The organism is Streptomyces sp. NPDC015532, from assembly GCF_043078065.1.
GTDB lineage: Bacteria > Actinomycetota > Actinomycetes > Streptomycetales > Streptomycetaceae > Streptomyces.
In genome coordinates, this window is the sequence record NZ_JBIBSY010000001.1 from 1,032,519 (window position 1) to 1,051,977 (window position 19,459).

Genomic DNA, 19,459 nt, shown 5'->3' on the forward strand with positions numbered 1-19,459 from the left:
GACTTCCGTCCCTCGCTCGGCTCACCCGGCGCGCCGTGCTTGACGGACGTTCATAGCGTGGACTCATGAATCACTCACCGCGAATCCGCACGGTCGTCGGCTGCACCGCGCTGGTGATCGCCCTCGGCGCCGGCGCCGCCGCCTGCGGCTCCGACGACCACCCGCTCTCGGCGAAGCCGTACGACGCGGCGGGACAGATCTCGTTCAAGGGCCTCTCCGAGGACAGCAAGAAGCAGACCAAGGTCAACCCCGACAAGCCCCTGGAAATCACCTCCGAGAGTGACGCGGGGCGCATCACCGACGTGACCGCCACGGACGCGTCAGGACGCCATGTCGCGGGCGAACTGGCCGCCGACGGCAGCCGCTGGCACAGCACCTCGCCACTCGCAGCAGGCGCCCACTACACGGTGCGTGTGAGCACCGAGGACGAGGACGGCGCCCCCGGCCGCAAGGTCATCGGCTTCGACACCAGCACGCCGAAGACGAAGAAGCTGCTGAACGTCGCCTTCGGGCCCAAGGGCGGCAAGTACGGCGTCGGCCAGCCGATAACCGCCGAACTCAGCGCCCCCGTGAAGGACAAGGCGGCCCGCACGATCGTCGAACGCGCCCTCAGGGTCGACTCCACCCCCGCGGTGGACGGCGCCTGGCACTGGGTGGACGACAAGACGCTGCACTACCGCCCCAAGGAGTACTGGCCCGCCCACGCCACCCTGACGGCCCACAGCAACCTCGCCGGCGTCAGGATCGGCGAACGCCTGTGGGGCGGCGACGCCAAGACGGTGAAGATCACCACAGGCGACAGCCTGGTCGCCCTGACCGACGCCGCCACCCACTCCATGACGGTCTACCGCAACGGCCAGGACATCAAGGAGATCCCCGTCACCACGGGCAAGCCCGGCTTCGACACGCGCAACGGCGTCAAGGTCGTGCTCGGCAAGGAGTCCCTCGTACGGATGCGCGGTACCAGCATCGGCATCGCCGAGGGCAGTTCGGACTCCTACGACCTGGAGGTGCGCTATGCGACCCGGGTCACCTGGAGCGGTGAGTACGTCCACGCCGCGCCCTGGTCGACCGGCTCCCAGGGGTACGCCAACGTCAGCCACGGCTGCACCGGCATGAGCACCGAGAACGCCGAGTGGTTCTTCAACACGTTCAACGAGGGCGACATAGTCAAGGTCGTCAACTCCGACGGCGCGACCATGGACGCGTTCGGCAACGGCTTCGGCGACTGGAACCTCGACTGGAAGAACTGGCGCGACGGCAGCGCTCTGGTGGCCGGGTCCCCGGACGCCCCGAGTCCCGCCCAGCGCGCCAGGCTGCGCCCCGAGAGCGTGTGAGGCCGCGCCCTCAGGGCCTGTCCGGCACTTCCCGCCCGCCAGGCCCTGGGGGCGCGTCCCTCAGGCGCTCAGAAGGTTCCTGCGGCGCAGCAGGGAGGCCAGTGAGGCGGCGAACTCCACCGGGTCGACCGGCAGGGTTACCGCGGCGTCGGCACGGCTCCAGGTGGCCAGCCAGGCGTCCTGCGGGCGTCCGATGAGGACCAGCGCGGGCGGGCAGTTGAAGATCTCGTCCTTGATCTGCCGGCACACCCCCATGCCGCCCATCGGAACCGCCTCGCCGTCCAGCACACAGACGTCGATGCCGCCCTTGTCGAGTTCCCTGACGACGGCGGCCGGCGTCGCGCACTCGATGAACTCGACGAGGGGAACGTCCGGGGCGGGCCTGCGCCCGGTGGCGAGCCGCACCTGCGCGCGGGTGTTGGAGTCGTCGCTGTAGACCAGCACCGTGGCGGTCGGCTGCATTCTTCCTCCGAGACGTCAGCGTCGTACGGACATCGTGCGATCGGGCTGATCGTCCCCGGCCCGATGCGCGGATGCTACTCCCTTGAACACCTCGTCAGCACCGGTTCGGACACGGCTTCGATGGTCCATCCGGGCTGGACACACCCGGTCAACACCCCGAACGGCACCCCCCGGCGTGAGGGCGGGATAAGCGACCGACATAATGTCGGTCGTGGCGACAGCAACGACAGTAGAAACCGGGCACGCGCACCCGTCGGTCAATCGGCCGAACCTCACCAGCGTCGGAACCATCATCTGGCTGAGTTCCGAGCTGATGTTCTTCGCGGCCCTCTTCGCGATGTACTTCACCCTGCGATCGGTGACCGGGCCGGATCACTGGAAGGAAATGGCGTCCAGCCTGAACCTTCCGTTCTCGGCGACGAACACCACGATCCTGGTGCTCTCCTCCCTGACCTGCCAGCTCGGCGTCTTCGCCGCCGAGCGCGGGGACGTGAAGAAGCTCCGGATGTGGTTCATCGTCACCTTCATCATGGGTGCGATCTTCATCGGCGGTCAGGTCTTCGAGTACACCGAACTGGTCAAGAAGGACGGGCTCTCGCTCTCCTCCGACCCGTACGGCTCGGTGTTCTACCTGACCACCGGCTTCCATGGACTGCATGTGACGGGCGGACTCATCGCCTTCCTGCTGGTCCTCGGTCGCACCTACGCGGCTCGGAGGTTCACTCACGAGCAGGCGACCGCCGCCATCGTCGTGTCCTACTACTGGCACTTCGTCGATGTCGTCTGGATCGGCCTTTTCGCCACGATCTACCTGATCAAGTAATCGGGCCCACCGCCCGAAACATCCAGAAGCACCGACGCAGAAGATCCTGACACCGGGGTAATCCGTGAAAAAGCTCTCCGCACGACGACGCCATCCGCTGGCGGCGGTCGTCGTCCTACTCCTCGCGCTGGCGGCCACCGGGGGGCTGTACGCCGCGTTCGCACCCGCGGGCAAGGCGCAGGCCGACGAAACCGCCCAGTCCCTCGGGATCACCGAGGGCCAGAAGCTGTACTCCGTGGGCTGCGCAAGCTGCCACGGCGCCGGCGGTCAGGGCAGCTCCGACGGGCCGAGCCTGGTGGGTGTGGGCGCCGCGGCGGTCGACTTCCAGGTCGGCACCGGCCGTATGCCGGCCCAGCAGCCGGGCGCTCAGATCCCGCGCAAGAAGGTCATCTACACGCAGGCCGAGATCGACCAGCTCGCGGCGTACATCGCCTCGCTCGGCGCCGGTCCGGCGATCCCGACCAAGAACCAGGTCAGCCCCGAGGGCGCGGACATCGCCAAGGGCGGTGAACTCTTCCGTACCAACTGCGCCCAGTGCCACAACTTCACCGGCAAGGGCGGCGCGCTGACGCACGGCAAGTTCGCGCCGAGCCTGGAGGGTGTCGACCCGAAGCACATCTACGAGGCCATGCAGACGGGCCCGCAGAACATGCCGTCCTTCCCCGACACCACGCTGACGGAGAAGAACAAGCAGGACATCATCGCGTACCTCGACGCGGTCAACGGTGACGACACCGAGAGCCCGGGCGGTCTTGAACTGGGCGGCCTCGGGCCGGTCAGCGAGGGCCTGTTCGGCTGGGTCTTCGGTCTCGGAACCCTGGTCGCCGTCGCCGTCTGGGTCGCCGCTCGGACCGCAAAGGCCAAGAAGTCATGAGTAGCCAAGACATTCCAGAAGAGAACGTGCCCGCTGAGCGGGCCTCCGACGACCACGCCGGTCACGGTCACGGTCCGGTAGCCGTCGCGGACGAGCAGAACCCGTTCGCGGACCCGGGGCTGCCGCCCCACGAGCACCGCATCCAGGACATCGACGAGCGGGCCGCCAAGCGGTCCGAGCGTCTGGTCGCCATGCTGTTCGTGCTGTCGATGGTGGCCACCGTCGGCTTCATCGCCTCCTACGTGGCGATCCCGAACGACAAGTCGGTCTACGTGTTCCCGATCGGGCACATCAGCGCGCTGAACTTCGCGCTGGGCATGTCGCTCGGCGTGGCGCTGTTCGCGATCGGCGCGGGCGCGGTCCACTGGGCCCGCACCCTGATGTCCGACGTGGAGATCGCCGACGAGCGTCACCCGATCGAGGCGGAGCCCGCGGTCAAGGCCAAGGTCCTGGCCGACTTCAAGGAAGGCGCCAAGGAGTCCGCGCTCGGCCGTCGCAAGCTGATCCGCAACACGATGTTCGGCGCGCTGGCCCTGTTCCCGCTCTCCGGCGTCATGCTGCTGCGCGACCTCGGCCCGCTGCCCGGCACGAAGCTGCGCCACACGCTGTGGTCCAAGGGCAAGCTCCTCGTCAACATGAACACGAACGAGCCGCTGCGTCCTTCGGACCTGGCCGTCGGTTCGCTCACCTTCGCCAAGCCCGAGGGCCTGGAGGAGCACGACGAGGACTTCCAGAAGGAGATCGCCAAGGCGGCCTTGATGATCATCCGGCTCCAGCCGGAGGACATCAAGGACAAGCAGGAACTCGAGTGGTCCTACCAGGGCATCGTGGCGTACTCGAAGATCTGCACCCACGTCGGCTGCCCGATCTCCCTGTACGAGCAGCAGACGCACCACGCGCTGTGCCCGTGCCACCAGTCCACCTTCGACCTCTCCGACGGTGCCCGGGTCATCTTCGGCCCGGCGGGTCACGCCCTGCCGCAGCTGCAGATCGGCGTGAACGCTGAGGGCTACCTCGAGGCGCTCAGCGACTTCCAGGAGCCCGTCGGTCCTGCATTCTGGGAGCGCGGATGAGCACTACCACCACCTCCGACTCGCGCTCCTCGCGCGAGAAGGCACCCGCCGGTGAGCGGGTCGCCGACTGGGCCGACGGCCGCCTCGGGATCTACTCCCTGGCCAAGTCCAACATGCGCAAGATCTTCCCCGACCACTGGTCGTTCATGCTGGGTGAGATCTGCCTCTACAGCTTCATCATCATCATCCTCACGGGTGTGTACCTGACCCTGTTCTTCCACCCGTCGATGAACGAGGTGGAGTACCACGGCAGCTACGTCCCGCTGCAGGGCCAGCTGATGTCCGAGGCGTTCAACTCGACCATGCACATCTCCTTCGATGTGCGCGGTGGCCTGCTGATCCGTCAGATCCACCACTGGGCCGCGCTGATCTTCCTCGCCGGCATGTTCGTGCACATGATGCGCGTGTTCTTCACGGGTGCGTTCCGCAAGCCCCGTGAGGTCAACTGGGTCTTCGGATTCCTGCTGTTCGTCCTCGGCATGTTCACCGGATTCACCGGTTACTCGCTCCCGGACGACCTGCTCTCCGGAACCGGTGTCCGCTTCATGGAGGGCGCGGTCCTGTCCGTGCCGATCGTGGGCACGTACCTGTCGTTCTTCCTGTTCGGCGGCGAGTTCCCGGGCGGCGACTTCGTGGCCCGCTTCTACTCGGTGCACGTGCTGCTGCTGCCGGGCATCATGCTCGGCCTCGTGGTGGGCCACCTGATCCTGGTCTTCTACCACAAGCACACGCAGTTCGCGGGCCCCGGCAAGACGAACAACAACGTCGTCGGCATGCCGCTGCTGCCGGTCTACATGGCCAAGGCCGGAGGCTTCTTCTTCCTGGTCTTCGGTGTCATCGCGGCCATCGCGGCGATCGCCTCGATCAACCCGATCTGGGCCATGGGTCCGTACCGTCCGGACCAGGTGTCCACCGGCGCCCAGCCCGACTGGTACATGGGCTTCTCCGAAGGCCTGATCCGTGTCATGCCGGGCTGGGAGATCAACCTCTGGGGTCACACGCTCGTCCTGGGCGTGTTCATCCCGCTGGTGATCTTCCCGCTGGTCCTGGTCGCGATCGCGGTCTACCCGTTCATCGAGTCCTGGGTCACCGGCGACAAGCGCGAGCACCACATCCTGGACCGCCCGCGCAACGTCCCGACCCGGACCGCGTTCGGTGCCGCCTGGATCAGCTGGTACTTCGTCCTGCTCGTCGGCGGCGGCAACGACATCTGGGCCACGCACTTCCACCTGGCGATCAACTCGATCACCTGGTTCGTGCGTATCGCGTTCTTCGTCGTGCCGGTGCTCACCTTCATGGCCACCAAGCGGATCTGCCTCGGCCTCCAGCGCCGGGACCGGGACAAGGTGCTGCACGGCCGCGAGTCGGGCATCATCAAGCGCCTGCCGCACGGTGAGTTCATCGAGGTCCACGAGCCGCTCAGCCAGGACGCGCTGCACACGCTCACGGCGCACGAGCAGTACAAGCCGGCCGAGATCGGCCCGACGGTCGACGAGAACGGTGTCGAGCGCAAGGTCTCGGGCGCGCAGAAGCTGCGCGCCAAGATGAGCGAGGGCTTCTACGGGGAGGAAGGCCAGATCCCCAAGCCCACCGTCGAGGAGTACAAGGAGATCACGAGCGGCCACGGCCACCACTGATCCCCGGCTGTTCGCCACGGCAGGAGCCCCGTCCATGACACGGACGGGGCTCTTTGCCGTCCCCCGGGCTGGATAGGGTGGACTCACCCGGTGCCGCGGGCGATCCACCCCGCGTCACCCACGACCGCCTCACCCCACGCCGTGTCACCCACGACCGCGTGACCTACGAACCAGGAGCGACCATGAGCGCTGTGAACCCCGCTGGAGGCGACACCGCGGCGGGCCGTTCCTGGCCCGCGGTACTGAACGGCCTGCTCGAAGGCCGCGACCAGAGCGCGGACGACACGGCCTGGGCGATGGACCGCATCATGCGCGGCGAGGCGACCGACGCGCAGATCGCCGGGTTCGTGGTGGCCCTGCGGGCCAAGGGCGAGACCGTCCAGGAGATCGCCGGACTCGTCCGGGCGATGTACGAGCACGCCAATGTGATCGAGGTGCCCGGACACACCGTCGACATCGTCGGAACGGGCGGCGACGGCGCGAAGACCGTCAACATCTCCACGATGTCCTCGATCGTGGTGGCCGGCGCCGGCGCCAAGGTCGTCAAGCACGGCAACCGGGCCGCGTCCTCCGCGTCCGGTTCCTCCGACGTCCTGGAGAAGCTCGGCGTCAATCTCCACCTGCCGGTGAAGAGGGTGGCCGAGGTGGCGGAGGAGGCCGGGATCACCTTCTGCTTCGCGGTCAAGTTCCACCCGGCGCTGCGTCATGTGGCGGCGGCCCGCGGCCAGTTGGGCATCCGGACAACGTTCAACGTGCTCGGGCCGCTGACCAACCCGGCGCGGGTGAAGGCCCAGGCGGTCGGCGTCGCCGATCTCCGGATGGCGCCCATCGTGGCGGGCGTGTTCGCCGAGCGCGGCAACTCCTCGCTCGTCTTCCGCGGTGACGACGGCCTCGACGAACTGACCACCACGGCGGGTTCCCACGTCTGGGTGGTCCGCGACGGCAAGGTCACCGAGGAACGCTTCGACCCCCGCGACGTCGGGCTCGACATCGTCCCGGTGGAGGCTCTGCGCGGCGCCGACGCCTCGTACAACGCGGAGGTCGCCCGGCGCGTCCTGGACGGCGAGCGGGGGCCCGTACGGGACGCGGTCCTGCTGAACTCGGCGGCGGCCCTGGTGGCCCTGTCGCCGACCGGCGCGCCGCTCGCGGACCAGCTCCGCGACGGCATGGCGAAGGCGGCCGAGTCGATCGACTCCGGCGCCGCGAAGCGCACCCTGGAGCGCTGGGTGGCCGCCAGCAACGCCTGACCGGCGTGAGACCCCGCGCGGGACGTGGTCCAGAATCCGGACGACGTCTTGCGCGGGGAAGATCCTCTGGCAAGATGCTGTATCAGGTCATGAGTGACAGCCATCAGGCCCCGGCCGGCTGTCCGGCAACCCTCCGTCCGTGGCGGGGTGCCCCGGGTGAAGACCAGGTCGTAGGCAGCGAGGCCTACGGCAAGCGCGGACCCCTCCCGCCCATCGGGCGGACGCAACCAGGGGTCCTGGTCGTTCGAGGGAGCCTTCTGTGAGCAAGCGAATGCGCTAGGGCGTAGAGCCCCGCCTCCACACCCCTTTCACCTTCTCCTGCGCCGAGCCCTGCCTCCGGGCGGCCGGCTCGCGCGGTGATCCCGCCTGCCTCTCACAGGAGCTCGCCATGTCTGTCTCCACCGCTGCCGCCGACCAGACCGTTTGTGCCCCCCTGGCCGTTCTGGGCCGGGATGTCACCGTCCCGCTCGTCACCGGCGGCGAGGTGACCTACGCGGCCCTCGACTACGCCGCCAGCGCGCCCGCCCTCCAGCGGGTGTGGGACGACGTGGCCGCGTACGCGCCCTACTACGGCAGCGTCCACCGGGGTGCCGGCTACCTCTCGCAGCTCTCCACCGACCTCTTCGAGAACGCCCGCAGGACCGTCGAGGAGTTCCTCGGCTGCCGCGCCGGTGACCAGGTGGTCTTCACCCGCTCCACCACCGACTCGCTCAACCTGCTCGCCGCCGCGCTCCCGGCCGACTGCCAGGTCTTCGTCTTCGAGACCGAGCACCACGCCTCGCTGCTGCCCTGGCGCGACGCCCGGGTGACCTACCTGAACGCCCCGCGGACCCCGGACGAGGCCGTCGCCACCCTGGAGCACGCCCTCGCCGCCCGCGACCCTTACGGACCGGCCCTGGTCTGCGTCACCGGCGCCTCGAACGTCACCGGGGAGCTGTGGCCGGTGCGGGAACTGGCCGCCGCCGCGCACGCCCACGGCGCGCGCATCGTCCTCGACGCCGCGCAGCTCGCCCCGCACCACCCGGTGTCGGTCCAGGACCTCGACGTCGACTGGGTCGCGTTCTCCGGGCACAAGCTGTACGCGCCGTTCGGCTCCGGTGTCCTCGCGGGCCGCTCCGACTGGCTGCGCGAGGCCGACCCGTACCTCGCGGGCGGCGGGGCCAGCCGCAAGGTCACCCGGCGCGTGGACGGCGGCGTGGACGTGGAGTGGCACGACAGCGCCGCCCGGCACGAGGCCGGCTCGCCGAACGTCATCGGGGCCTACGCGATCGCCTCGGCCTGCAAGGCGCTCACCGAGGAGGGCTTCGACAGCCTTCTCGCCCGGGAGCGGCACCTGATCCGTACCGTCCGCGAGGGCCTCGCCGAGGTCCCCGAGGTCCGGGTCCTCTCCCTCTTCGGCGACGACGCCCCGCGGGTCGGCGTCATCTCCTTCGTCGTCGAGGGCTGGAACAGCTCGCACTTCGCCGCCGCGCTCTCCGCCGAGTACGGCATCGGTGTCCGCGACGGCCTCTTCTGCGCCCACCCGCTCGTCCGCACGCTGCTCGGCAGCGACCCTCAGACCCAGGGGGAGTGCGGCGCCCCCGAGGCGGCGCCGGGCGAGAAGTCCCTCAACGCCATCCGCGTCAGCTTCGGCGCCGGTACCCCCGACGAGCACGTCGAGCGTTTCGTGCGCGCGGTGCGCGAGCTCGTCAGGGACGGCGCGCGCTGGCAGTACCGCACCGAGGACGGCCGCTGCGTCCCGGCGGTCTGACGCCCGCGGCCCGTCCGCCCGGAGGCGGTGGCGCGTCGGTCAGGAGTCGAGACCGATCGCGAACGCCGCCTCCAGGTCGTGCTGGGAGTACGTACGGAACGCCACGTGCGTGTCCGTCGCCTCGACGCCCGGGATCTTGCTGATCTTGCCGGGGATGACGTCCGCCAGGTCGTCGTGGGCCTGGACCCGGACCATGGCGATCAGGTCGTAGGTACCCGTGACGGAGAAGACCTCGCTGACGCTCTCCAGGGACGCGATCGACTCGGCGATCTCGGGGATCCGGTCCACGCTGGTCTTGATGAGGACGATCGCGGTGATCACGGCTGGTTCTCTCCCTAGGGGGCCGCTGCTGGGGATCTCACCCTACTCGCGGTCCACCTGGCCCGGCCGCTCCACCGGGGGCCCCGGCAGCACCCCCCGGACGGGCACCGGCTCCGCACGGCGCCGGAACCGCGCCCACGCGTAGAGGAAACCGAGGGAGAAGCCCACCAGGTGCGCCAGGTAGGCGACCCCGGGGCCCGAGGGGCTGCGGCCCGCCGCCAGCCACTGGAGGGTGAACCAGAACGGCAGCACCACCCAGGCGGGGAACCGCAGCGGCAGGAAGAACAGGAACGGGAAGAGACTGGTCACCCGGGCCCTGGGGAACAGGTACAGGAACGCGCCGAGCACCGCGGAGATCGCCCCGGAGGCCCCGACCAGGGACTGCTGCGAGGTCGCGTTGGCGGCGGCGTAGCCGAGCAGGGCCAGATACCCGCAGCCCAGGTAGAAGAGGGCGAACTCCAGATGGCCCATGCGTTCCTCGGCCATGAGCCCGAAGACGTAGAAGAAGAGCATGTTGCCCAGGAGATGGAGCCAGCTTCCGTGGATGAACAGGGCGGTCGCGGGGGTGAGCACCTCGCCGGGAGACCCGTCGAACAGAGCGGCCGGCACCACGCCCCAGCGGCGGAAATAGGCACGCTGCGCGACCAGCAGCTCGTCCCCGGTGCCGTACGCGGGATCCAGGCCCGAGGCGGGACCGATCACGAAGATCAGACAGCACAGGACGATCAGTCCGTACGTCACCGGCGTCGACCGCCCCCGCAGCGCCCTGCCGACCGTCGCACTCCAATTGCCGATCATGGTGCAGAGCATGACGTAACCGCACCGATGCGCACAGACCGCCTCGCCGCCGTGGACGGCCGAGCGTCGAGTACCCGCCAGGCCGTAGGGTTACGAGCCATAGCACCGGGAAACCGGCGCCGGACGGACACGAGAAGGAAAGCGGCTGCCCTATGACAGTTCCCCTGCCCGACGCCAAGACCCGCTGGCGCTGTGCCCTCTGCGGCAATCTCACGCGTTTCGACGTGACCCGCTCGTCGAAGGTCGTCGAGTATGTGCACCTGGACCTGGCCGGTGAGCCCAAGGTCGAGGAGCGCGAGGTGGTCAGTGAGACCATCGAGTCGGTGCGGTGCCGTTGGTGCAACGCGGTGGATCAGGTCGAACTGGTGGACAGGCCGGGCGCCGGCTCCTGAGGGAGCGGGCCCCGCACGGATATTGGGGTGAACGGATGGTGGAGACCACAGGTGGGGAGCCGGACGACGGCACCGCCGAGGTGCTCGACCGTCCGCTGCCCGACGGCGTGCGCCGACGCGTCGTCCAGATCGTCTCGGACGGCTTCGGCGGGCTGACGGTGTCCGAACTGCCCGCGCAGCTGAGGCAGTACGCCCGGTTCACACCGAGCCGCCGTGCCAAGTTCGCCGGCAACGCGATGGCCTCGGCGCTGGAGACGGACCCGCTGTTCAGACAGCGCATCGCCGAGAAGCTCAGAGAGACCCAGCCGGACGTCGTCGGCGCTCTCGACTCGGGCGCGCCGCCCCCGGCCGCGGATCCGCTGGACGTGGCGGCCGCGGCCTATGTCGTGCGTCCTGCGGGCTGGGTGAAGCTGGTGACCGCCGCGGGCGAGGAGGCCCTGCGGGCGGACGCCGAGCGCGCCGGTGAGGAGAGCCGCGCCGAGCTGGACCGGCTGCGCGCGGAACTCGCCGAGGCCCGCGGGCAGACGCGTGCCGAGACCGAACGGCTGCGCGCGGAACTGGACGCGGCCCGCAAGGAAGCGGAATCGCTTCACCGCAAGCTGCGCGGGGCCCTCAGCGACGTCAAGCGCGGTGAGGCGGCCCTGCGCAAGCTCCAGGCCGAGACGGACGGGGCGAGGGCGGAGAGCCAGACACAGGTGTCCGCGGCCGAGAGCGAGACGCGGCGGCTCAAGGCGCGTCTCGCGGAGGCCGAGGCGGCCCTGGAGGCCACCCGCAAGGCGGCCCGCGAGGGGCGCAGCGTCGAGGACATGCGGGTGCGGCTGCTGCTGGACACCGTGCTGGAGGCGGCCCAGGGGCTGCGCAGGGAACTGGCGTTGCCTCCCCTCTCGGTGCGGCCCGCGGAGACGGTCGAGGCGGTCGAGCCGGGACGGATGACCCCGAAGGACATCGCCGCCCGCGCGCTGTCCGAGAACGACCCCGCGATCCTGGACCAGTTGCTCGCGCTGCCGCAGGCGCACCTGGTCGTCGACGGCTACAACGTCACCAAGACCGGCTATCCCCAGATGCCGCTGGAGAAGCAGCGGCTGCGGCTGCTCGGACAGCTCTCGCAACTGGCCGCGCAGACCGGCGCCGAGGTCACCTGTGTCTTCGACGGGGCCGAACTGGCCGCGCCGGTGCTGCTCGCGCCTCCGCGCGGGGTGCGGGTGCTGTTCTCCAAGCCCGGTGTCACGGCCGACGAGCTGATCCGTCAGCTCGTACGGGCCGAGCCGCCCGGCCGGCCGGTCATCGTCGCCTCGACGGACCGCGAGGTCGCCGACGGGATCGCCAAGGCGGGCGCGCGGCCGGTGGCGTCCGTGGTGCTCCTCAAGCGCTTCTCTCGCGGCTGAACGACTCCCGCGGGCGTTCCTGTCCCACGTCGTACCTCGCGATCCCCGTGCGACTCCCTCGCGGCCCCCGTGCGACTCCCTTGCGGTTCGCTCGCGTTCCCCGTGCGCCCGTTTCAGGTCGTTCCTCCGGCATGGATCTCTTCGTGCGCTTCCTCCTGTTCGTCACCTTCCGTGCGCTCTTCTCCTCTGCTCCGGAGTCTCGTTCCGCTCCCCGCGGCACGGGTTTCGCCCGCGCGGCGATCCGTGCCCTAAGTCGTATGAGCCGCGTACGCACCATGCGTAACGTCTGGGCCTGATGCCCGAATTCGACTGGTGTTGACGCGACGTAGTGTCAAGCGGACATCACTGCTGGTGAGTTGATGGCAAAGAATGCACTCCGTGACAAAGAATTTTCAGGTTTGGATTTGAACTGATCACAAGGAGGTCACTAGGGTCATGGCCTGAACCTCCAACTAGGGTGATCACTCATGAGGAGTGACGGTGGAGGGGCACCGCCCGTCGGCGTTTTCGGCAGGCGGCTGGAGGAAGAAGGAGCTCGCCTTCGTGGCGTCCCACCGTCGACCCAAGCAGCCGAGCCGCACCCGTGTGACCGTGCTCACCACCGCCGCCGCTGCCGCCGTTGCCCTCAGCGCGAATGCCGCCAACGCGGCGCCGTCCGAGAAGCCCAACAAGGACGAGGTCAAGACCAAGGTCGACAAGCTCTACGAAGAGGCTGAGCAGGCCACGGAGAAGCTCGACGGCGCCAAGGAGAAGCAGCAGAAGCTGCAGAAGCAGATCAGCGCTCTCCAGGACAACGTCGCCCGTGGCCAGGAAGAGCTCAACGAGCTGCGCGAGGGCCTTGGTTCGATGGCCAGCGCCCAGTACCGCACCGGTGGTATCGACCCCTCCGTGGCGCTCTTCCTCTCCTCCGACCCGGACGACTTCCTGGACAAGGCCTCGGCCATGGACCAGCTGAGCGCCCAGCAGGTCGAGTCGCTCAAGAAGGTCCAGGAGAAGCAGCGTTCGCTCGCCCAGCAGCGTGCCGAGGCGTCCGCGAAGCTCAAGGACCTCGCCGACACCCGGACCGAGCTCGCCAAGAAGAAGAAGGAAGTCCAGGGCAAGCTGGGCTCCGCGCAGAAGCTCCTGAACTCGCTGACGGCGCAGGAGAAGGCGGCACTGGCCTCCCAGGAGCAGGAGCGGGCCACCCGCGCCAGCGAGCGGGTCGACCTCGGCGACACCCCGGCCGCCTCGGGCCGTGCCGGCGCCGCGTTCGCCGCCGCCAAGAGCGTCATCGGCTCGCCGTACGTCTACGGCGCCTCCGGCCCCAGCTCGTTCGACTGCTCGGGCCTCACCTCCTGGGCGTACGCCCAGGCCGGCGTGACCATACCCCGCACCTCGGAGGCCCAGGCCAACGCGGGCACCCGCATCTACTCGCAGAGTGCCCTCCAGGTCGGCGACCTGGTCATCTTCTACGGCGACCAGCACCACGTCGGCCTCTACGCGGGCAACGGCCAGGTGCTGCACGCCCCGCACACCGGCGCCGTCGTCCGCTACGAGGCGATCGGCAACATGCCCTTCCAGTTCGGCGTCCGGATCTGATCCGGACGGGCGGACGGGATGTGACTCCCGCCGCCCGGAGCGCCCTCCTGTCGCGCCGCCCAAACGGGCGAATTGCGACAACTCGCGCTGACCCCACGCCCCGTCGGTGACCTGCGTCTCCGGCGGGGCGTCACTGTGTGTGCCCGCCGAGCCCTTTGGCCGCCGCGTGGTCGCACGGTTACTGTCTGCCGCGTTCCCCCGGCGGAGGGGACCGTCAGCGGAAGGGAGTGCGGCCACTCGTGGGGTTCCATCGCCGCCTTGCACCGACCGGCCTCGACCGGGGCGCCGGCGCCTTCGGTGTCGCCGCCTGCGTGATGTCCGCGGCGGCCGCCGCGCTCGGCACCCTGCCCGCCTCGGCGGCGCCGCGGGGTGACACCCGGGCCGAGGTGGACCGTCTCTACGCCCAGGCGGAGAAGGCCACCGAGGCGTACAACAAGGCCGACGAGCGCGGCGACGCGCTGCGTGAGCAGATCGGCACGGCGCAGGACGAGATCGCCCGGCAGCAGGACCGTGTCAACACCATGCGGGACGCGCTGGGTTCGCTCGCCGGGGCGCAGTACCGCTCGGGCGGCCTCGACCCCTCCCTCGCGCTGCTCTTCGCCGCCGACCCGGACGACTACCTCGACAAGGCCTCCGCGCTCGACCGGATGAGCACCCGCCAGGCCGGCGAACTCAGGGAGCTCCAGATCGCCTTGCGCGACCTCGCTCAGGAACACGAGGAGGCCGACGGCAAGCTCGCCGAACTGGAGCGCAGCCGCACGGCCGTCGCCCGGAACAAGCGGGTCATCGAGGGCAAACTGGCCAAGGCCCGGCAACTGCTCAACTCGCTGCCGTACGCCGACCGCGCCGCCTACGACCGGGCGTCGCGCTCGGCCCGTGCCGACGTGCCCGGCCTCGGCGGCTCGGTCGCCGCCTCGTCCCGCGCTGCCGTCGCCGTCGCCGCGGCCCGCTCGGCGCTCGGCCGCCCCTACGTGTGGGGCGCCAACGGACCCGGCGGCTTCGACTGTTCGGGCCTCATGCAGTGGTCCTACGCGCACGCCGGGGTCGGCCTGCCGCGTACCTCGCAGGCCCAGCGGTTCGCCGGACGGCAGATCCCGCTCTCCCAGGCGCGGCCCGGTGACCTGGTCACCTACCGGTCGGACGCCGGCCATGTCGGGATGTACGTGGGCAACGGCCAGGTGATCCACGCGCCCTATCCGGGCGCCCCGGTGCGCTACGACCCGGTCGGGATGATGCCGATCTCGTCCGTCACCCGGGTCTGACGGGGCGCGGAGGGGGCGGGAGACGGGCGGGGCGGGCGTTCCGGCGGGCGCGCGCGGGCACCGTACGATCGGGAGAATGGCTGGTCGAAGGTGCGCGTCGCGAGCGGGGCTCTCCGTGGTGCTGCTGCTCGCCGGGCTCGTCGGCTGCGGCGGCCGGGCGGCGCCGGACACCGCGACGGCCGACGTGCGGCGGGTCCTCGACCGGCGGGCGGCCGCGGTCCTGGACCGGGATGACGCGGCGTTCCGGGCCACCGGAGCGGCGGCCGGCGCCGGAACCGGTCTGGCGAACCTGCGTGAGGTACCCCTGGCGGGCTGGTCCTACCGGCTGGCCGGGCTGAGCCGCTCCGGCGACAGTGCCACCGCCCGCGCCGAACTGCGCTACCGCATCGCGGGCTACGACACCGCACCGGTCAAGGTGGACCGCGCCCTCGCGCTGACCCGCGCCGGCGGAACCTGGCGCGTCACCTCCGACAGACCGGCCGGCAAGGGCGGCGACCAGTTGTGGGACGAGGGGGCCGTGACGGCCGTACGGGGTGAGCACAGCCTCGTCCTGGGGGTCGGGCAGTCCGGCGAGCGGCTGCGGGCCTTCGCGTCTCTCGCGGACCGTGCCGTGCCGGCCGTGTCGGACGCCTGGGGCGCGGACTGGTCGCGGCACGTCGTGGTCCTCGTACCGAAGTCGCTGGAGGGGATGGCGGGGCTGCTCGGGGCTCCGGCGTCCGGGTACCGGGGGATCGCCGCGGTCACCACCGGGGAGGCGGGACCTTCGGCGAAGGCGCCCGCGGACCGGATCATCGTCAACCCGGACGCGTACGGCGTTCTCGGCGGCCTCGGCAAGCAGGTCGTGCTCACCCACGAGGCCACGCACGTGGCCACCCGCGCCCACACCACGGCCGCCACCCCGCTGTGGCTGTCCGAGGGCTACGCGGACTGGGCCGGCTACCGCGGCAGCGGGCGGGCACCCGGGCAGGTCGCGCCGGAACTCCAGCGCGCGGTGGCCGAGGGGCGCGTCCCGGCGGCGCTGCCCGACGACGAGGACTTCGGGTTCACCGGGGACGCGGGCGGGCTGGCGCGGGCGTACGAGGGCGGCTGGATGGCCTGCCGGCTGATCGCGGACCACTGGGGCGAGGTCCGGCTGAACGACTTCTACCGCGCGGTGGGCGACCACGGGAAGCGCGAGGGGGCGGTCGAGAACGCGCTGCGGGACGTGCTGCACACGACGCCGGAGCGGTTCGCCGAGCTGTGGCGGCAGTACCTCAGGGGTCAACTCGGCTGACGCGTGGAGCCGTTCACCCCTCCAGCCGGTGAATGGCCTCCGCGAGCCAGGTCCGCTCCGCCTCGCCGGTCGCCCGCGCCACCCGCAGCATGCCCTGCCGGAACAGGTCCTCGGCCTCCTCCGCGCGCACCGGCCGGCCGCCCTCGTAGAAGAAGCTCGTCGGGGCCTGGAGGAACTCCTGGCGGCGGCGCAGCACCGCGGCCTGCTCGCGGGGGTCGCCCAGGTGGCGCAGGAAGGCCAGCAGGGTGTTGAAGCGGACCTGGTCGGTGATCTCGGCCTGCTTGGGGTGCCGCAGCCGCTCCAGGAGATCCGCGCGCCCCTGGTCGGTGAGCGACAGGATGCGCCGCGGGGCCGCGCCGCTGCCGGGCTCGGTGTGCTGGTCGAGCAGGCCCCCGCCGACCAGGCGGGTGATCGCCGGATAGAGGGCGCCGTCACTGACCGGCCGGACGTGGCCGCTGAGGGCCTTGATGCGCTCCTTCAGCTCATAGCCGTGCAGTGGCTCCTCGTACAGGAAGCCCAGGATCGACAGCTCCAGCATCAGGCCGGCCCTTCCTTCGTGGACGCCGACGCCCCGCTGGGCCGGCGCGTCCGGGTGGTTGAAGGGTTCACCCGGCCATGGTACCTCTTATCGAGCTACCTCGAAACGAGGTAGCTCGATAAGAGGGAGTCACTTGTGAACGCCCATCGCCGGCAGCTCATAGCGCTCGCCCACCCCGTCTACCTCTCGCTGCTCGCCTCCGTCGCCGCCGGAATCATCAACACCGTCTGGGTCTCCCGGCTCGGCGGTGACGCCGTGGCCGCCGTCGCCGTCGCGACGAACACCGAGAACGTGCTGCTCGGCGTCGCCCTGGTCTTCGCCTCCGGCACCACCGTCCTGGTCGCGCACGCCCGGGGCGCCGGCGACCCGGGAGCGGTCCGGGCCGCCGTCCGCGGTGGCTGGGCGCTGTGCGCCGCCGTCACACCCGTGATCGCCCTGGGCGGCTTCCTGCTGCGCGAGCCACTGGCCCGGCTGGTCCTCGGCGGCGACGGACGCGCGCTGACCCTCGCCGTCGAGTTCTTCGCGATCTCCCTGCCCGGCATCGCCGTCTTCTTCGCGCAGAACCTCGTCGACGGCATCCTCAAGGGCGCCGGTGACACCCGCACCCCGATGCGCCTCGCCCTGCTGGCCAACGGCCTGATCCTCGGCCTCGACCCGTTCCTCGTCCACGCGTACGGCGTCCGGGGCGCCGCCCTCTCGACCGTGCTGTGCCGCTCGGTGGCCCTCGTCGCGGGCCTGCGCGCCCTGCGCCGCGACCCCCTGCTGTCGAAGGCGGCCCGTGCGACGCCCGCCGAGGGCACCGGCGCGGCCCTGCGCCGGTGCCTCACCACCGGGCTGCCCATGTCCGCCGACTTCACCGTGCGCCAGGGCGGCGCCCTGGTCCTGGTCGCGATCGTGGCCCGGCTCGGGACGACGGCGGTGGCCGCCTACGCGATCGCCTACAAGGTCATGTACGTCGCCACCATGGCGTTCTACTCGGTCCGCCAGGCCGCCTCGATCCACACCGCGCACAGCCGGGGCGCGGGCCGTGACGAGCGCGCCGCCATCGGACGGCAGGCCGTCCTCGTCTCGGGGACCGTCGGCCTGCTCGCCGCGGGACTGCTCGCAGCCCTGGCTCCCTGGATCATGCGGGCCTTCGGCGCGGGCCCCGAGGTCGCCCACGACGGCGTGCTGTTCCTGCGCTGCGTCGGCCCCTACCTGCTGCTCATGGCCTGTTTCATCGCCCTCGGCGGGGTCTTCGAGGGCAGCGGGGGAGCGCCGGTGCTGCTGCGGGTGACGCTGACCGGCACGGCGGTCCAGCTGCCCCTCGCCCTCGCCCTGTCCGGACTGGGGCTGCGGGGCGTCTGCCTGGCCCTCGCGCTGTCCATGACGGTGCAGTGCTCGGCCCTGTGGCTGTGGGCCCGGCGGAGCGCGCGTCAGGAGGACGCCAGCGTCTCCTTGGTGCGGGTGGCCTGAGCGGGGAGGCCGGGCGCCGGCCGGGAGACCGTTCCGCGCCACAGCTCCCGGGCGGCCAGGACCGCGGCGGTCACCAGCAGGCCGTTGCGCAGGACCAGGAGGGTGATGCCGAGGTCCGTGCTGTCGACGACGTCCGCGAACCAGGTCGGGAACTCCAGCACCGTCACGAAGCACGCGACCAGCACCAGGCAGGCGGGCACCGGCATCCGGCTCGCGCGAAAGCACAGGCAGACCGCGGCGATCCCGACCAGCCACACCAGGTACTGCGGGCTGATGACCCGGCTGGTGGCGGTGAACATCAGGACCGCGACGAACGCCGCGTCGGCGAGCGTGTGCGACAGGAACCGCTTGGCGCACAGCCGCCACAGCAGCAGCCAGCCGAACGCGGCCCCGGTCAGGAACAGGGCCGCCGTGCTCACCATGTCGACGTAGGGGCCGACGAACTCCACCGAGCCGTAGTTGAGCAGCACCCGCCCGTTCCAGCCGTGGTGCCTGGCCACGTGGAAGACGAGGGAGCCGAGCGACTCCACCTCGGTGCCGCGGTCGCGCTGGAAGGTCAGGAAGGCGAACGCGCCCGGCATCGTCGCGAAGAACACCGCCGCGATCCCGGTCGCCGTCCCCGCCGCCCAGGCCCAGGACCGCCGTCGCACGGCGCCGAGCAGCAGCAGGACGGGCCACACCTTCACCATCGCGCCGAAGCCCGTGAGGAACCCCATCACGCGGGGGTGGCGGGCACCGGCGAGCAGCGCGGCCACCGCCACGGCCGTCACCATCACGTCGTAGCGCGCGTACACGGTCGGACCGAGCAGCGGGACCCCGATCATCCACACCCAGGCCCCGCGCAGCGTCCTGCCGGGGCGCGCGCCCGCGTACAGGAGCAGTCCGAAGGCCACCAGGTCGGCGACGAAGGCCAGCACGAAGAAGGCGTGCGGGTAGTCGAGGAAGGGCAGCAGGCCGGGGGAGAGGATCGCGAGGGAGGCGGCCGGCGGATACTGCCAGGTGACGTCGTGCAGCGGGAAACTGCCGTGCCGCAGGACGTCGTACCAGCCGTGGTAGATCACGGAGACGTCGCTGGTGACATCCGGACCGGGGAAGACGTACACCTTGGCCACGAAGAGCAGCAGCGCCAGCCTGGTCAGACCCCAGGTTCCCAGCAGAACGGCCACACCGAGCGGGAACCTCGTCCTCCGTGCCGCCGTCATGCCCACCTGGCTCTCATCGTCCGGAGTCCGTATGTCCCGCCGCCGCGCTGTT

At 70.6% G+C, this 19,459-nt stretch carries 18 protein-coding genes and 1 riboswitch; of the genes, 13 read left to right on the forward strand and 5 right to left on the reverse strand.

Going from position 1 to position 19,459, the window contains the following annotated elements; all coding sequences use genetic code 11:
* The first annotated feature begins 65 nt into the window (after positions 1-65).
* Positions 66-1,337: an Ig-like domain-containing protein gene (locus ACF07B_RS04345; RefSeq protein WP_392177687.1), complete on the forward strand. Its 1,272-nt coding sequence runs from the start codon at positions 66-68 to the stop codon at positions 1,335-1,337.
* A 60-nt stretch (positions 1,338-1,397) separates the two neighbouring features.
* Here the strand turns inward: ACF07B_RS04345 and ACF07B_RS04350 are convergent, their stop codons facing one another.
* Positions 1,398-1,799, reverse strand: coding sequence for a hypothetical protein (locus ACF07B_RS04350; protein WP_339128936.1), 402 nt, complete (start codon positions 1,797-1,799; stop codon positions 1,398-1,400).
* 202 nt (positions 1,800-2,001) lie between these two features.
* Between ACF07B_RS04350 and ACF07B_RS04355 the strand changes: the two genes are divergently transcribed.
* The 6 genes from ACF07B_RS04355 to ACF07B_RS04380 all read left to right on the forward strand — a co-directional run bounded on the left by ACF07B_RS04355 (position 2,002) and on the right by ACF07B_RS04380 (position 9,203).
* Positions 2,002-2,622: a heme-copper oxidase subunit III gene (locus ACF07B_RS04355; protein WP_328453310.1), complete on the forward strand. Its 621-nt coding sequence runs from the start codon at positions 2,002-2,004 to the stop codon at positions 2,620-2,622.
* A 64-nt stretch (positions 2,623-2,686) separates the two neighbouring features.
* Positions 2,687-3,496: a c-type cytochrome gene (locus ACF07B_RS04360; RefSeq protein WP_392177688.1), complete on the forward strand. Its 810-nt coding sequence runs from the start codon at positions 2,687-2,689 to the stop codon at positions 3,494-3,496.
* Positions 3,493-4,569, forward strand: coding sequence for a Rieske 2Fe-2S domain-containing protein (locus ACF07B_RS04365; RefSeq protein WP_369484457.1), 1,077 nt, complete (start codon positions 3,493-3,495; stop codon positions 4,567-4,569). The genes ACF07B_RS04360 and ACF07B_RS04365 overlap by 4 nt, the downstream gene beginning before the upstream one ends.
* Positions 4,566-6,206: a cytochrome bc complex cytochrome b subunit gene (locus tag ACF07B_RS04370; protein WP_362404352.1), complete on the forward strand. Its 1,641-nt coding sequence runs from the start codon at positions 4,566-4,568 to the stop codon at positions 6,204-6,206. Before ACF07B_RS04365 ends, ACF07B_RS04370 begins: the two co-directional genes overlap by 4 nt.
* Before the next feature lie 182 nt (positions 6,207-6,388).
* On the forward strand, positions 6,389-7,453 hold the full coding sequence (gene trpD / locus ACF07B_RS04375) for an anthranilate phosphoribosyltransferase (RefSeq protein WP_392177689.1): 1,065 nt from the start codon (positions 6,389-6,391) through the stop codon (positions 7,451-7,453).
* Positions 7,454-7,538: 85 nt separating this feature from the next.
* Positions 7,539-7,655: riboswitch (SAM riboswitch) on the forward strand.
* Between the two features lie 186 nt (positions 7,656-7,841).
* Complete coding sequence (locus ACF07B_RS04380; protein WP_392177690.1) at positions 7,842-9,203, forward strand: aminotransferase class V-fold PLP-dependent enzyme; 1,362 nt, start codon at positions 7,842-7,844, stop codon at positions 9,201-9,203.
* Positions 9,204-9,242: 39 nt separating this feature from the next.
* Here ACF07B_RS04380 and ACF07B_RS04385 read toward each other — a convergent pair whose 3' ends face one another.
* Both ACF07B_RS04385 and ACF07B_RS04390 read right to left on the reverse strand, forming a co-directional pair.
* Positions 9,243-9,524, reverse strand: coding sequence for an Lrp/AsnC family transcriptional regulator (locus tag ACF07B_RS04385; RefSeq protein ID WP_037624013.1), 282 nt, complete (start codon positions 9,522-9,524; stop codon positions 9,243-9,245).
* 42 nt (positions 9,525-9,566) lie between these two features.
* Positions 9,567-10,322 (reverse strand): rhomboid family intramembrane serine protease, encoded by a 756-nt coding sequence (locus ACF07B_RS04390; RefSeq protein ID WP_392177691.1) that lies wholly within the window; start codon positions 10,320-10,322, stop codon positions 9,567-9,569.
* Positions 10,323-10,474: 152 nt separating this feature from the next.
* Here ACF07B_RS04390 and ACF07B_RS04395 point away from each other — a divergent pair, with 152 nt between their 5' ends.
* The 5 genes from ACF07B_RS04395 (at position 10,475) to ACF07B_RS04415 (ending at position 16,212) form a co-directional block, all read left to right on the forward strand.
* Complete coding sequence (locus ACF07B_RS04395; RefSeq protein WP_261706939.1) at positions 10,475-10,714, forward strand: hypothetical protein; 240 nt, start codon at positions 10,475-10,477, stop codon at positions 10,712-10,714.
* 35 nt (positions 10,715-10,749) lie between these two features.
* Positions 10,750-12,099 carry an NYN domain-containing protein gene (locus ACF07B_RS04400; protein WP_369484453.1) on the forward strand — a complete coding sequence of 450 codons (1,350 nt, stop codon included), beginning with the start codon at positions 10,750-10,752 and terminating at the stop codon, positions 12,097-12,099.
* A gap of 543 nt (positions 12,100-12,642) precedes the next feature.
* Positions 12,643-13,677, forward strand: coding sequence for an NlpC/P60 family protein (locus ACF07B_RS04405; RefSeq protein WP_392177692.1), 1,035 nt, complete (start codon positions 12,643-12,645; stop codon positions 13,675-13,677).
* A 239-nt stretch (positions 13,678-13,916) separates the two neighbouring features.
* On the forward strand, positions 13,917-14,939 hold the full coding sequence (locus ACF07B_RS04410; protein WP_392177693.1) for an NlpC/P60 family protein: 1,023 nt from the start codon (positions 13,917-13,919) through the stop codon (positions 14,937-14,939).
* Between the two features lie 76 nt (positions 14,940-15,015).
* Complete coding sequence (locus tag ACF07B_RS04415; RefSeq protein WP_369486631.1) at positions 15,016-16,212, forward strand: hypothetical protein; 1,197 nt, start codon at positions 15,016-15,018, stop codon at positions 16,210-16,212.
* 13 nt (positions 16,213-16,225) lie between these two features.
* On the opposite strand, the gene ACF07B_RS04420 is transcribed toward ACF07B_RS04415, so the two are convergent.
* On the reverse strand, positions 16,226-16,750 hold the full coding sequence (locus ACF07B_RS04420) for a PadR family transcriptional regulator (RefSeq protein WP_384235795.1): 525 nt from the start codon (positions 16,748-16,750) through the stop codon (positions 16,226-16,228).
* A gap of 135 nt (positions 16,751-16,885) precedes the next feature.
* Here ACF07B_RS04420 and ACF07B_RS04425 point away from each other — a divergent pair, with 135 nt between their 5' ends.
* On the forward strand, positions 16,886-18,205 hold the full coding sequence (locus tag ACF07B_RS04425) for an MATE family efflux transporter (protein ID WP_392177694.1): 1,320 nt from the start codon (positions 16,886-16,888) through the stop codon (positions 18,203-18,205).
* Here ACF07B_RS04425 and ACF07B_RS04430 read toward each other — a convergent pair.
* Complete coding sequence (locus ACF07B_RS04430; RefSeq protein ID WP_392177695.1) at positions 18,166-19,407, reverse strand: glycosyltransferase 87 family protein; 1,242 nt, start codon at positions 19,405-19,407, stop codon at positions 18,166-18,168. The genes ACF07B_RS04425 and ACF07B_RS04430 overlap by 40 nt on opposite strands.
* Between the last annotated feature and the right edge of the window lie 52 nt (positions 19,408-19,459).

Bases quoted from the DNA above. Each gene is read 5' to 3' on its own strand.
- ACF07B_RS04345 (WP_392177687.1), top strand. From the start codon at position 66: ATGAATCACTCACCGCGAATCCGCACGGTCGTCGGCTGCACCGCGCTG.
- ACF07B_RS04350 (WP_339128936.1), bottom strand. From the start codon at position 1,799: ATGCAGCCGACCGCCACGGTGCTGGTCTACAGCGACGACTCCAACACC.
- ACF07B_RS04355 (WP_328453310.1), top strand. From the start codon at position 2,002: ATGTCGGTCGTGGCGACAGCAACGACAGTAGAAACCGGGCACGCGCAC.
- ACF07B_RS04365 (WP_369484457.1), top strand. From the start codon at position 3,493: ATGAGTAGCCAAGACATTCCAGAAGAGAACGTGCCCGCTGAGCGGGCC.
- ACF07B_RS04370 (WP_362404352.1), top strand. From the start codon at position 4,566: ATGAGCACTACCACCACCTCCGACTCGCGCTCCTCGCGCGAGAAGGCA.
- trpD (WP_392177689.1), top strand. From the start codon at position 6,389: ATGAGCGCTGTGAACCCCGCTGGAGGCGACACCGCGGCGGGCCGTTCC.
- ACF07B_RS04380 (WP_392177690.1), top strand. From the start codon at position 7,842: ATGTCTGTCTCCACCGCTGCCGCCGACCAGACCGTTTGTGCCCCCCTG.
- ACF07B_RS04390 (WP_392177691.1), bottom strand. From the start codon at position 10,322: ATGATCGGCAATTGGAGTGCGACGGTCGGCAGGGCGCTGCGGGGGCGG.
- ACF07B_RS04395 (WP_261706939.1), top strand. From the start codon at position 10,475: ATGACAGTTCCCCTGCCCGACGCCAAGACCCGCTGGCGCTGTGCCCTC.
- ACF07B_RS04400 (WP_369484453.1), top strand. From the start codon at position 10,750: ATGGTGGAGACCACAGGTGGGGAGCCGGACGACGGCACCGCCGAGGTG.
- ACF07B_RS04415 (WP_369486631.1), top strand. From the start codon at position 15,016: ATGGCTGGTCGAAGGTGCGCGTCGCGAGCGGGGCTCTCCGTGGTGCTG.
- ACF07B_RS04420 (WP_384235795.1), bottom strand. From the start codon at position 16,750: ATGCTGGAGCTGTCGATCCTGGGCTTCCTGTACGAGGAGCCACTGCAC.
- ACF07B_RS04430 (WP_392177695.1), bottom strand. From the start codon at position 19,407: ATGACGGCGGCACGGAGGACGAGGTTCCCGCTCGGTGTGGCCGTTCTG.